We start from the raw sequence: 12,637 nt of genomic DNA on the forward strand, positions 1-12,637 counted from the left end.
GATCGTCCTCGCCGCCGAGCGCGAGGCCGGCAGGCTCGACCTCGAGGCCGCCCGCCGTCGCGATCTGATCGACGAGGATCACCGCATCGCCTCCGACGCGAGGAGGACGCGGTCCCTGCTCGAGGACCGGAACCGACGGGAGGCGTCGGAGGCCGCCGCGGAGGCCGTCCGGCGGGAGGCCGAGGAGCAGTCTCGCGGGACGATCGACCGGGCCGCCTCCGAGGCGGCGGCTCTCGTCTCGAAGGCGCGTGCCCACGTCGAGCAGCTGACGTCGCTTCGCGAGCAGATCGTCGCCGATCTCGCGACGATCCGAGCCCGGCTGGAACCCATCCCCGGCCGCCTCGAGGACATTCCGCCCCTGCCCGCCGATCCCCTTCTCGACGAGTCGCGGCGTGACGATCGTCGGCTCAGCTCCACCGACGGGTGAGGCCGCGGTTCGCCCTCCCGGACCAGCATCCGCTGTGCCAGTGGCGCCGGTCGTCCTCGCCGCCCGGTCTGTCTGGCCACGCGACCACATGCGGGGAACCCGCGGTGATGACCTGATCACATCCCGGACAGCGATAGTGCTTCCCGGCTCGCGAGCCGGGCACACGCCGGACGTGGTAGTCGTCCGGATCCCCCGACGGGCCGGATTCCAGTGCGGCGCCCCCGAGGCCGTCCCTCCGGGGCGCGGGACGATCAGTCCCCGCGCGTCTGTGACGTCTCGGCACCTGGCCCCCTCACCTCAGAACAGCCGGAGGTCCGTCGACTCGATGCCTCGGAGCGAGTCGTAGTCGAGCGTCACGCAGCGGATACCCCGGTCCTCGGCCAGGGTCCTGGCCTGCGGCTTGATCACCTGCGCCGCGAACACCCCTCTCACCGGGGACAACAACGGGTCCCGGTTGAGCAGTTCCAGATAGCGCGTGAGCTGTTCGACGCCGTCGATCTCACCGCGGCGTTTGATCTCGACCGCCACGGTCACGCCATCGGCGTCCCGTCCGAGGATGTCGACCGGCCCGATCGCCGTCATGTACTCGCGGCGGACCAGGGTGTATCCGGGGCCGAGAGTCTCCAGGTGCTCGGCCAGCAGTTCCTGGAGATGGGCCTCGACCCCGTCCTTGACCAGGCCGGGATCCATACCCAGCTCGTGACGGGAGTCGTGGTGGACCTCGGAGAGCGTGATCCGCAGCTGTTCACCGGCCTTGTTCTCCACCACCCAGAGCAGGTGCGCAGGATCCTCCGGATGCTCCTGCTCGACGAGCCAGCAGGGTGGCGTCATCCAGTTGAGGGGTTTGTACGCGCGGTCGTCGGCGTGCACGCTGACGGACCCGTCCGCCTTGAGCAACAGCAGCCTGGGCGCCATGGGGAGATGAGCCGTCAGACGGCCGACGTAGTCGACCTGACATGTGGCGACGACGAGACGCACGGATCCTCCTCAGATCGGGATTGTGCGGGACGACCCCCGGACGGTCGTCGCCGAGCGCGGTCCTCGGGACCGTCACCGCCGTCGGCGGTCCGGGGAGCGGATCTGGTCGGTGGAGCAGGCCTCCACCCACGCCAACAACGCGGTCAGCTCGGCCGGACCCACACAGAGTTCGCCTTCTCTGATCCCGCGCCTGCGGTCGTGACCGGAGAAGGACACGATCACCTCACCCGACTCCGCGATATCGAGTTCGTGGCCGGTCGGTTGTCGCCGGGGGCCCAACTCGAGGCTCCGCCGGTCCAGCCGCACGTCCGCGCCGAACCTCACGCTGACCAACCGGTAGAAGGCCAGATCGGTATCGGAATACCTCACGGCGCCGTGGCGCCAGGACTCCTCACCGGCCCTCCTGACGAGGACCGAGGTGGCATTCCTGCGGACGACCACCAGGCGATACACCACGGCCGCGGCCACCGGGGCGAGGACGAGCAGGACGACGACACCGAGAATGATCCCGGGAATCGCCATCTACCCAACCCCTTCCGGTGGCCGCGGCCGTCAGGTCACGGGAGGACCGAATCGTACAGCTAGCTGCCGGCCTTCTCGACCGCCCGGAGACGACCGCGCGCGGCGGCGGCAGCCTGCTGGTCATCCCCGGCCTCGGACAGTGCGCGCTCGGCCTCGGCCCGGTCGATGGACTCCGCCCACTCCGCGGTCTCGCCGAGGATGCTGACCTTGTTCGCCGTCACGGAGAGGAACCCGCCCTGCACCGCGGCGACCTTCTTGCCCTCGTCCGTGTAGACCGTCACGGTGCCGCCGGCATCCAGCTCGCCGAGCAGCGGCTCGTGCCCGGACTGGATACCGATCTCGCCCTCGGTGGTCTTGGCGACCACCATGGTGGCGGTGCCGGACCAGAAGCGTTGCTCGACCGTGACGAACTCGACCTCGATGTCAGCCATGGTCAGCGGTCACTTCCCCGAGAGCTTCTTGGCGGCCGCCTCGACGTCGTCCAGACCGCCGATACCGTTGAACGCCTGCTCCGGGAGATGGTCCAGCTCGCCCTTGCACAGCTTGTCGAACGCCTCGATGGTGTCCGACAGCGGGACGACCGAACCGACCTGCCCGGTGAACTTCTCCGCGACCAGGAAGTTCTGGCCGAGGAAGCGCTCGAGGCGACGGGCCCGCTGAACGGTGACCTTGTCCTCCTCGGAGAGCTCGTCCATGCCGAGGATGGCGATGATGTCCTGGAGCTCCTTGTACTTCTGCAGGATCTGGATGACGTTCTGAGCCACCCGGTAGTGCTCCTCCCCCACGATGCCCGGCTCCAGGATGCGGGAGGTCGAGGTGAGCGGGTCGACGGCCGGGTAGATGCCCTTCGAGGCGATCGAGCGGGAGAGCTCGGTGGTCGCGTCGAGGTGGGCGAACGTGGTCGCCGGAGCGGGGTCGGTGTAGTCGTCGGCGGGGACGTAGATCGCCTGCAGCGAGGTGATCGAACGGCCACGCGTCGAGGTGATCCGCTCCTGCAGCATGCCCATCTCGTCCGCGAGGGTCGGCTGGTAACCGACGGCGGACGGCATGCGACCGAGCAGGGTCGAGACCTCGGAACCGGCCTGCGTGAAGCGGAAGATGTTGTCCACGAACAACAAGACGTCCTGCCCCTGGACGTCGCGGAAGTACTCGGCCATGGTCAGCGCCGAGAGTGCGACGCGCATACGCGTCCCCGGCGGCTCGTCCATCTGGCCGAACACCAACGCGGTGTCCTGCAGGACGCCCATCTCCTCCATCTCGAGGAAGAGGTCGGTGCCCTCACGGGTGCGCTCACCGACGCCGGCGAACACGGAGGTGCCGGAGAACTCGCGGGCGATACGGGTGATCATCTCCTGGATCAGCACGGTCTTGCCGACGCCGGCACCACCGAACAGGCCGATCTTGCCACCCTTGACGTACGGGGTGAGGAGGTCGATGACCTTCACGCCGGTCTCGAGGATCTCGGTCTTGCCCTCGAGCTGGTCGAAGGCGGGCGGCTCGCGGTGGATACCCCACTGCTCACCGTCACGGCCGGTGCCGGGCGCGTCGAGGCAGTCGCCGAGGGCGTTGAAGACGTGGCCCTTGACGACGTCGCCCACGGGGACCGAGATCGGCTTACCCGAGTCGACGACCTCCGCGCCACGGACGAGTCCGTCGGTCGACTGCATGGAGATGCAGCGGACCATGTTGTCGCCGAGATGCTGGGCGACCTCGAAGGTCACCGTCTTGGCCACGGCCTCCAGGGTGATCTCGGTGGTCAGGGCGTTGAAGAGGGCCGGGAGGGCGCCGCGCGGGAACTCCACGTCGACGACCGCGCCCAGGACGCGGGCGACCCGACCGGTGAGACCGGCCGTGCCCGTCGCGCTCTGATCGGTAACAGCTGTGGTCATTGCTTAGTCACTTCCTGCGCTAGCGGCGAGCGCACCAGCGCCACCGACAATCTCGCTGATTTCCTGGGTGATCTGTGCCTGGCGGGCCTGGTTGGCCTCGCGGCTCAGGCCTTCCACCAGTTCGGTCGCGTTGTCCGTCGCGGACTTCATGGCCGTGCGTCGCGCGGCCGATTCCGATGCCGCCGACTCGAGCAGCGATGCGAACGCCCGCGTCGACATGTACCTCGGGAGGAGGTTGTCGAGGAGGGTATCCGCGTCGGGCTCGAACGTGACTTCGGGCTTGAAGTCCGTCTTGGACGTGTCGAGCATGTCCTCGCCCAGATCCAGCTCCTCGACCTCGACACGGGTCTCGATCGGGGCCAGACGCCTCGCACGCGGCGTCTGCGTGAGCATGGACTTGAACTGGGTGTAGACGATGTGGACCTCGTCGACGCCCTTGCGGGTGGTGTCGCCGGTGTAGTCGCTGCCGAGGAACTCCGTCGCGTCGAACGTCGCCTCTCCCCCGGCCGCGAACGCGGCGGACAGGAGCTGGAAGGCCGGACGGGCCTCCTGGTAGTCGGGCTTCTGGGAGTGCCCGTGCCACGATCCCGCCAGTTCGATCTCGCGGAACGTGTAGTACACGATGCCCTTGTTGCCCAGCACGTAGATGTCGACCTCGCGGCCGGACTCCTCGAGGAACGCGATGAGTTCGGCGGCCTCCTTGAGGACGTTGTGGTTGTACCCACCACACATCCCGCGGTCCGACGTCACCACCAGCACGGCCGAGCGCGTGGCGTCCTCCGGCTCGTTGAGCATCCTGTGCTGGACCGACGACGCGCTGGCGAGATCGGTCAGGATGGCGGTGATCTGATCGGCGAAGGGCTGAGCGGCCTCGACCCTCGCCTGGGCCTTGGAGATCTGCGAGGTGGCGATCAGCTCCTGGGCCTTGGTGATCTTCTTGGTCGAGTTGACGGACTTGATCCGGTCGCGCAGTTCACGCATGTTCGCCATTACTTCAGATCACTCTCCTCTCGGCCTTGAATCGGATGGCTGTCATCTCGAGGCCTCAGGCCTTCTTCTTCTTGGTGACCGTGAGGGTCTCACGATCGATCTCGTCCTCCGAGAGCGCCTCGGCCTCGGGCTCGTTGACCACGCGGGAACCGTCGGAGGCGACGAAGCCCTCCTTGAACTCGTTGGTCTTGGCCTCGAGTGTCGCCTTTGACTCGTCGGAGAGAGCGGCGCCGCCGTCGATCTGGCTGTAGACGTCGGCCGCGGAGTGCCGCAGGCTCTCGAGCAGCTCGCCCTCGAACCGACGGACGTCCTCGACGGGGACCGTGTCGTAGAAGCCCTCGCCGGCGAGGTAGATCGAGACGATCTGGTCCTCGACCGCCACCGGGGAGTTCTGGTCCTGCTTGAGGATCTCGACCAGACGCTGACCGCGCTCGAGCTGCGCCTTGGACGCGGCGTCGAGGTCGGAGGCGAAGGTCGCGAACGACTCGAGGTCGCGGTACGCGGCCAGGTCGAGACGCAGGGACCCGGAGACCTTCTTCATGCCCTTGGTCTGGGCGGCGCCGCCGACGCGGGAGACGGAGATACCGACGTTGACGGCGGGGCGCACACCGCGGTTGAACAGGTCCGACTCGAGGAAGACCTGGCCGTCGGTGATGGAGATGACGTTGGTCGGGATGAACGCGGAGACGTCGTTGGCCTTGGTCTCGATGATCGGCAGGCCGGTCAGCGAGCCCCCGCCCATGTCGTCGGAGAGCTTGGCGCAGCGCTCGAGCAGCCGCGAGTGCAGGTAGAAGACGTCACCCGGGTAAGCCTCGCGGCCCGGCGGGCGGCGCAGCAGCAACGAGATCGCGCGGTAGGCGTCGGCCTGCTTGGACAGGTCGTCGAACACGACCAGGACGTGCGCACCCTCGTACATCCAGTGCTGGCCGATGGCCGACCCGGTGAAGGGGGCGAGCCACTTGAAGCCGGCGGAGTCGGAGGCGGGGGCCGCGACGATGGTGGTGTACTCCATCGCGCCGTGCTCCTCGAGCGTCGCCTTGACGCCCGCGATGGTCGAGCCCTTCTGGCCGATCGCGACGTAGATGCAGCGCAGCTGCTTGGTCTTGTCGCCCGACTCCCAGTTGGCCTTCTGGTTGAGGATCGCGTCGATGCAGACCGCGGTCTTGCCGGTCTTGCGGTCGCCGATGATCAGCTGACGCTGTCCGCGGCCGATGGGGGTCATGGCGTCGATGGCCTTGATGCCGGTCTGCATCGGCTCCTCGACGGGCTGACGCTCCAGGACCGACGGCGCCTGGAGCTCGAGTGCGCGGGTGCCCGCGGACTCGATCTCGCCGCGGCCGTCGATGGGCTTGCCGAGCGGGTTGACCACACGGCCGAGGAAGCCGTCGCCGACGGGGACGGAGAGGACGTCCCCGGTGCGGCGCACCTCCTGGCCCTGGGCGATCTCGTCGAAGTTGCCGAGGATGACCGCGCCGATCTCCCGGTCCTCGAGGTTCAGTGCGACACCGAGGATCCCGCCGGGGAACTCCAGCAGCTCGTTGGCCATCGCCGAGGGGAGGCCGCTGATGTGCGCGATGCCGTCACCGGTGTCGACGACGACGCCGACCTCCTCCTTCGTCGCGTCGGTCGAAACGGTCGAGGTGTAGTTCGCAATCGCGCTGCGGATCTCTTCGGAGGAGATCGTCAACTCCGCCATGTCATTCCTGCTCTCAAAGTCGGGATGTGCTTTATGGGTGTTTACGTGAGCCACTACCGCTGGAACACGGCCGAGTCGCAGCTCGTCTTGTGCCGGCCCGGCAGGTCAGCGGAGGGACCGACGCATGGCGTCGAGCCGTCCTGCCACGCTACCGTCGATGATCTCGTCTCCGACCCGGACGACGACGCCGCCCAGAAGGGACTGGTCGACATCGTTGTGGATGGCGATCTCCCGCCCGTACAACGACGCCAGTCGGGCCCGGAGATCATCCGACTGCTGTCCGGTCAGCGGCTCCGCGCTGGTCACCACGGCGACGGACCGGCCGCGCAACTCCGCGGCCTGCACCGAGACCGCCATGATGTCGTCCGCGGGCATACCCGACGGCCGAGCCACCGCCTGGGAGGCCAGAGCCTCGGTCACCGCCGTGACCTTGCCGTACAGCACCTCGGCGAGCAGGCCGCGCCTGGCTCCCACGTCGGCGGTCCGATCGGCCAGGAGCTGCTCGAACTGGGGATCCCCGGCGACGATCCGCCCGAGCCTGAACAGCTCGTCCTCGACGGTCTGGAGCTGGCCCTGCTGGTCGGCCGAGCGCAGGAGCGCCTCCCGGCCGAGGAGGACCAGACCCTCCCGCAGCTCGCGAGGGGTGGACCAGTCCTGGGACACCGCAGCGAGGAGAAGGTCCAGGGTCGCCTGGTCGACCTTCCACCCGAACACCCCACGGACCAGGTCCTGTCGGGCCTCCACCGGGGCCGCGGTGTCGGCGACGGACACCCGGAGGGCACGGTTGTCCTCGAGGACGCCCACGACCTCGAAGAGTTCCTGGCCCACCTTCGCTCCGGTCGCTCCCCCGGACGGGTTCGCCGCCAGGGTCTGCTCCAGTGTGCTCCGGGTCTGGTCGAGCGCTTCGCGACTCGCTGCGTGCATCGGCTCCACTTCCCTTAGTTCCTGCCCGCGCCGGGGATCCGGTCGAGGTCCGCCAGAAAGCGATCGATGGTGCCCGAGCGCCGGACCGGATCCGACAGCTGCTCACCCATCAGCCGCTCGGCGAGGTCCACGGACTGACGACCCAGGTCGCTGCGGAGCTCGGCGATGATCTGCTGCCGCTGAGCGGCGAGCTGCTGCTCACCGGAGGCGATGATGCGGTCGCTCTCCGCCTGCGCCTCCGACTTCATGTCCGCGAGGATCTGCTGACCCTGCGCGCGCGCGTCGTCGCGGATCTTGGCCGCTTCGCTGCGCGCCTCGGCGAGTTGGGCCTTGTATTTGGCCAGCTCTTCCTTCGCCTCGGCCTGGGTCTGCTCGGCACGACGCAGACCGCCTTCGATGCGCTCGGAGCGCTCGTCGAGGACCTGCTGGAACTTCGGGAGGATGAACTTCCAGAAGAGCCACAGGATGACGGCGAGCGGGATGAGCGACCAGACGATGTCATACAGCGGAGGAAGCAGCGGGTTGGGGCTGTCCTCCAGGGGGAGTGATTCTCCACCCTCGGCCGCCAAGATGGCGATGACGTTGTTCATGGTGCGTCCCTACGAGGTCGGTGGTCGTCGATCAGAACAGGAAGCCGGCGACGATACCGATCAGGGCGAGCGCCTCGGTGAAGGCGATGCCGAGGAACATCGTGGTACGGAGGGTGCCGGCCATCTCGGGCTGGCGGGCCATGCCCTCGACGGTCTTGCCGACGAGGATGCCGATGCCGATGCCGGGGCCGATGGCGGCGAGGCCGTAGCCGATCGCACCGTAGCCGCTGACGGTCTGCTCGGTGGCCTGGGCGAGAGTGACGATGTCCATGGGAGTTCCCTTTCAGATGGCCGGTGCGGGCTTCTCCGCACCGGTCGGACGTGATGTGTCGGGTAGACGGGATGGTCGTGCCGGGCCCGGGGGCCCGGGGTCTAGTGGCTCTCCGCGTGGAGTGCGAGATCGATGTACACCGAGACCAGCAGCGCGAAGATGTAGGCCTGGAGGAAGAGGACCAGCAGCTTGAACAGCGTGAAGGCGACCGAGAGCACCGAGGTGCCCACCGCCAGCAGCGACCAGCCGTTCAACTGCCAGAAGAAGAAGTTCGTGGCACTGAACAGCAGGACGATGATCAGGTGCCCCGCCAGCATGTTGGCCATGAGACGAATGGTCAGCGTGGCCGGGCGGAGGATGAACGTCGACACCAACTCGATCGGCACCACCAGGATGTGCAGCGCCGGGGGAAGCCCCGGGATCACCACACTCGCCTTGATGAACTTGGCGAAGCCGTACCTCTTGGACCCCGCGTAGATGAAGGTCACGTAGCCCAGGACGGCGAGCATCAGCGGGAAGCCGATCCTGGCGTTGGGCGAGATGTTGAGGCCCGGGATGATCGTCGGGAGGTTCATCGCGAAGACCGCGAAGAAGATGGTCGCGATGACCGGCAGGAAACGGCGCCCCTGCTCCTTGCCCAGGATCTCCTCCGCGATGTGGACCCGGACGAAGTCCAGGCAGATCTCGGCGAAGTTCTGGACCCCGCGCGGGACCAGCTTGGGGTTCCGCATGGCGATCATGAAGAAGCCCAGCAGGACCACCGTCATGAGCAGCCGAATGATCATGAGCCGGTCCAGGACGAACGCGTCACCGGCGAAACCGGTCAACCACTGCTGGGAGGGGAAGAACTCATAGTCGATGTTCGGGGGATGAAACTCGCCCTTGAAGGCCAGAAGCGTGGTACTCAGTGTGTTCTCCCCTGGTCGTGTTGGGCGACGTGCGCCCGAGCGCGTTCGGTACGAGTGGCCCGATGATCGCGGCCGTATTGGGATTCAGCGCGAACGCCTCGGGCCGCGAAGCAGCCCGGTGACGTGCTCGTCTCACCGTCGATGAGAATAACATCCTGGTCTCGGCACGGGGACACAGGGGGACCCGTCAGGTGGCGGCGGGCTCCACGTAGGGCGCACGGGTCTTGAGGATGGCCCCCGTCTCCACCGCCAGCACCACGATGAGCGCGGCGATGACCGTGACCGCGAAGGCGGGGCGCGAGTAGAAATCGAACCTCGAGAGCGCGGCGACGATACCCATCGCCGCGAGGAGTTTGACCAGCCAGGTCCCCAGGACGACGGCCGCGGTCGTCTGCGGAGCCGAGTGCGCCGTGGCGATGACCACGATCGCCGTGGTGAGCACGAACGCACCGCCCACGGCGGCTCCCATCAGCGCGCCCCACAGCCCAGGGGTCCCGTCGATCGCGGTCCACACCGCGGCACCGACCACGGCGAGGACGGCCAGCGCCAGGGCGCCGAATCGGACCGCCTTGCGGAGACCTGCGGTGTGGGGACTGTCGGCGGGCTGCGCGGGTGTCGCGGGAGTGTCCGTCATGACCAGCAGCCTAACCCGAGCCCCCTGGTTCGACGGTTCCGCGTTCGCCCCGCGCACTCCTCAACCTCGGGACCAGGGTGGCGGCCAGGACCGAGATGAGCCCGGCGGCGGCGAGCGGGACGATCACCTCGGTCGGGAGCATGGTCGCGCCGACGGCACCGAACGCGATGAGCGAGACCCACGCGTAGATCACGAGCGCGACCCGCCGATGGGAGTGACCCAGATCCAGCAGACGGTGATGGAGATGCATCTTGTCCGGGGCGAAGGGGCTGCGGCCGGCGCCCACCCGACGGACCACCGCCATCACGAGGTCGAGCATCGGGACGAACATCGCCGCCGCGACGACGATCATCGGCGAGAGCAGGACGATCATCTCCTGTGGCCCGTACAGGCTCTGGGAGATCTTCCCTGACGCGCTGGTGGAGGCCGCGGCGAGGACCAGGCCGATCAGCATCGACCCCGAATCACCCATGAAGATCCGCGCCGGTTGGAAGTTGTGCGGCAGGAAGCCCAGCAACGCCCCGGCGAGGACCGCCGTGACGAGGGCCGGGGGGTACGCCCCGACCGTGCCTCCCTGGTCGAGCATGATCCCGACGGAGAACACGCAGATCGCGGTGGCCGCGATGGCACCGAGCCCGGCGGCGAGGCCGTCCAGACCGTCGACGAAGTTCATCGCGTTGACGATGGCCAGCGTGAAGACCACGGTGAGCAGCCCCGCCTGGAGCTGATCCAGGACCAGGATGTTGCCGTCCCCGAACGGGATGTACACCAGGTTCCAGGACACGCCCATGGCCACCAGGACGCCCGCCGCCGCCGCTTGACCTGCGAGTTTCGTGACAGCACCGAGGCCGAGGATGTCGTCGACGATGCCCACCAGCACGATCACCCCGCCCGCGATGATCGTCGCCTCGACGTCCGGGGCGAACGGCGGGAACGCCCGGTTGAGAGCGGGGAGCTGCGCGGACAGGTAGACGGCGACCAGCATTCCGGTGAAGATGCCGACCCCGCCGAGGCGGGGCGTCGGCACCACGTGCACGTCCCTGTCGCGGGGGTAGGCCAGTCCCCCGATCGCTGGTGCGACTCCTCTGACCAGACCTGTGACGGCGAACGTGACCAGGCCCGCCGTGACCGCGATGAGCAGGAGCTCGCGGAACGGAACCCCTATGCCCACGCTCAGATCACCCCGGTCAGCCGCGCAGAGACGCGGCGTCGGTGTTCAGGACCTCCCCGACGCGCTCTGCGCTCACGGCCCCCTCCCGGACGATCCGGGGCGACGGTCCCGTGAGGTCGACGATCGTCGAGGGCTGGCCGACCGAGCACGGACCGCCATCCAGATAGACGGCGACCGAGTCGCCCAGCTGGTCGCGAGCCTCGGCGACCGTGGTCGCCGGGGGCTGCCCGGAGACGTTGGCGCTGGAGACGGCGAGCGGCCCGACCTCGCGGAGCAACTCGATCGCGACGGGATGCAGCGGCATCCGGAGCATCACGGTGCCCTGGGTGTGTCCCAGGTTCCAGTTGAGGGACGGTGCCTGGTGCACGATCAGGCTCAGTCCGCCGGGCCAGAACGCCCGGATGAGGTCCCGTGCCGTCGCCGGCGTGCTCACGACCAGGCCGTCGATGGTCTCCCAGGAGCCCACCAGGACGGGCACGGGCATGTCCGGTCCGCGCCGCTTGGCGGAGAGCAGAAGGGTGACCGCATCGGGATCGAAGGCGTCGGCCGCGATGCCGTAGAGGGTGTCCGTGGGCGTCACGACGAGCCGACCGGCACGCAGTGCAGCGGCCGCGGAACTGAGGCCGACCTCTCGACCGGTGTCCTCGGTGCAGTCATAGGTGATGGTCACCGGGTGGTCCCCTTCCGGACTGTCGGATCGAGCTCGTCGTCGTCGTCACGATCGCCGAGTCTGGTCGCGGTGACGAACCGCGGACGTCCGGCGAGGTCGGTGTGCTGTTCCACGGTACCGAAGCGTCCCTGCGCCTCGACCACCGCCGCGACGGCGGCGCCGGTCTCCTCGTCGTGCTCCACCGCGAGGTGACCCCCCGGTGCCAGGAGCGCGGCCGCGACACCGACGAGCGGCGCGATGACGGCGAGACCGTCGACTCCGCCGAACAGCGCGGTCGCCGGTTCGTGCCCGAGGACCTCCGCAGGGAGTTCGTCGGTACGCGGGATGTACGGCGGGTTGGACACCACCGCGTCGACCCGACCCCGCAGTTCCGCCAGGATGCCGGGGTCCGTCGCGTCCCCGGAGTGCACCACGAGTGGAGTGTCCCCCGCGGCTTCCCGCTCGACGGCGTTGCGCCGCAGCCACGCCAGCGCCGGCTCGTGCAGTTCCACGGCGTGGACCCGGGCATCGGGTCGGGCATGGGCGATCTCGAGGGCGAGCGTTCCGCTACCGGCACAGAGGTCCACGACGATCGGGCCCGGTCCGTCGCCCGATGCGGGGAGCGCGGCCAGCGTGTCCTCCACGAGCAGCTCGGTCTCGGGCCTGGGGATGAAGACACCGGGCCCGACCGCGAGATCCAGACGGCCCGACACGGCCCGCCCGAGGAGGTACTGGATCGGAGTGCGATCGGCGATGCGGGCAGCGATCATCCGGTTGATCTCCGCGAGCCGGGAGGCGTCCACCGCGTCGGCCAGTGGAAGCGCGGAGCGGTCTATCCCGAGGACATGCGCGCAGATCAGCTGCGCCTCCACGACGGCGGAGTCGACACCGGCGGCCCGCAGGTCATGCGCGGCCGACCTCACGACCGCGGTCGCCGGCACGGGGCGCGACTGCACCGCCTAGGCGTCTTCCATGCGTCTGCGGCGGA

Annotated in this window: 15 protein-coding genes and 1 pseudogene; 1 reads left to right on the forward strand and 15 read right to left on the reverse strand. The window is 68.5% G+C overall.

What is annotated here, in order from left to right; translation table 11 throughout:
* Positions 1–427 (forward strand): annotated as a pseudogene (locus G6019_RS02900) (hypothetical protein); the annotation flags it as partial.
* Here the strand turns inward: G6019_RS02900 and G6019_RS17190 are convergent.
* The 15 genes from G6019_RS17190 to prmC all read right to left on the reverse strand — a co-directional run bounded on the left by G6019_RS17190 (position 408) and on the right by prmC (position 12,590).
* Positions 408–710, reverse strand: coding sequence for an ATP/GTP-binding protein (locus G6019_RS17190; protein ID WP_309230139.1), 303 nt, complete (start codon positions 708–710; stop codon positions 408–410). The pseudogene G6019_RS02900 and the gene G6019_RS17190 overlap by 20 nt on opposite strands.
* Positions 711–724: 14 nt before the next feature.
* Complete coding sequence (gene nucS, locus G6019_RS02905; protein WP_107756714.1) at positions 725–1,405, reverse strand: endonuclease NucS; 681 nt, start codon at positions 1,403–1,405, stop codon at positions 725–727.
* 72 nt (positions 1,406–1,477) lie between these two features.
* Entirely contained in the window at positions 1,478–1,927 is a 450-nt protein-coding gene (locus G6019_RS02910) for a DUF2550 family protein (protein WP_107756715.1), read from the reverse strand.
* Positions 1,928–1,986: 59 nt separating this feature from the next.
* The gene (locus tag G6019_RS02915; RefSeq protein WP_095718299.1) at positions 1,987–2,358 is read right to left on the reverse strand and encodes a F0F1 ATP synthase subunit epsilon; all 372 of its coding nucleotides are present in this window, start codon (positions 2,356–2,358) and stop codon (positions 1,987–1,989) included.
* 9 nt (positions 2,359–2,367) lie between these two features.
* Positions 2,368–3,816, reverse strand: a complete 1,449-nt coding sequence (atpD, locus tag G6019_RS02920; RefSeq protein WP_182612194.1) for a F0F1 ATP synthase subunit beta — start codon at positions 3,814–3,816, stop codon at positions 2,368–2,370.
* Positions 3,817–3,819: 3 nt separating this feature from the next.
* A complete protein-coding gene (locus tag G6019_RS02925) occupies positions 3,820–4,806 on the reverse strand; it encodes a F0F1 ATP synthase subunit gamma (protein WP_095718300.1) in 987 nt (328 codons plus the stop codon).
* Between the two features lie 55 nt (positions 4,807–4,861).
* A complete protein-coding gene (atpA, locus tag G6019_RS02930; RefSeq protein ID WP_107756716.1) occupies positions 4,862–6,502 on the reverse strand; it encodes a F0F1 ATP synthase subunit alpha in 1,641 nt (546 codons plus the stop codon).
* Between the two features lie 105 nt (positions 6,503–6,607).
* Positions 6,608–7,426, reverse strand: a complete 819-nt coding sequence (locus tag G6019_RS02935; protein WP_107758121.1) for a F0F1 ATP synthase subunit delta — start codon at positions 7,424–7,426, stop codon at positions 6,608–6,610.
* Positions 7,427–7,440: 14 nt separating this feature from the next.
* Positions 7,441–8,016, reverse strand: a complete 576-nt coding sequence (locus tag G6019_RS02940) for a F0F1 ATP synthase subunit B (RefSeq protein WP_107756717.1) — start codon at positions 8,014–8,016, stop codon at positions 7,441–7,443.
* A gap of 31 nt (positions 8,017–8,047) precedes the next feature.
* Complete coding sequence (locus tag G6019_RS02945; RefSeq protein ID WP_107756718.1) at positions 8,048–8,287, reverse strand: ATP synthase F0 subunit C; 240 nt, start codon at positions 8,285–8,287, stop codon at positions 8,048–8,050.
* Between the two features lie 101 nt (positions 8,288–8,388).
* On the reverse strand, positions 8,389–9,114 hold the full coding sequence (gene atpB / locus G6019_RS02950; RefSeq protein WP_228549202.1) for a F0F1 ATP synthase subunit A: 726 nt from the start codon (positions 9,112–9,114) through the stop codon (positions 8,389–8,391).
* A gap of 268 nt (positions 9,115–9,382) precedes the next feature.
* The gene (locus G6019_RS02955; protein WP_107758122.1) at positions 9,383–9,829 is read right to left on the reverse strand and encodes a hypothetical protein; all 447 of its coding nucleotides are present in this window, start codon (positions 9,827–9,829) and stop codon (positions 9,383–9,385) included.
* 10 nt (positions 9,830–9,839) lie between these two features.
* Complete coding sequence (locus tag G6019_RS02960) at positions 9,840–11,000, reverse strand: glycosyltransferase family 4 protein (RefSeq protein WP_107756720.1); 1,161 nt, start codon at positions 10,998–11,000, stop codon at positions 9,840–9,842.
* A gap of 16 nt (positions 11,001–11,016) precedes the next feature.
* The gene (locus G6019_RS02965) at positions 11,017–11,670 is read right to left on the reverse strand and encodes an L-threonylcarbamoyladenylate synthase (RefSeq protein ID WP_107756721.1); all 654 of its coding nucleotides are present in this window, start codon (positions 11,668–11,670) and stop codon (positions 11,017–11,019) included.
* On the reverse strand, positions 11,667–12,590 hold the full coding sequence (gene prmC / locus G6019_RS02970; protein WP_182612193.1) for a peptide chain release factor N(5)-glutamine methyltransferase: 924 nt from the start codon (positions 12,588–12,590) through the stop codon (positions 11,667–11,669). The genes G6019_RS02965 and prmC overlap by 4 nt, the downstream gene beginning before the upstream one ends.
* Between the last annotated feature and the right edge of the window lie 47 nt (positions 12,591–12,637).

Origin of the sequence: Dietzia sp. DQ12-76 (assembly GCF_014145045.1) — a bacterium.
Taxonomy (GTDB): Bacteria; Actinomycetota; Actinomycetes; order Mycobacteriales; family Mycobacteriaceae; genus Dietzia.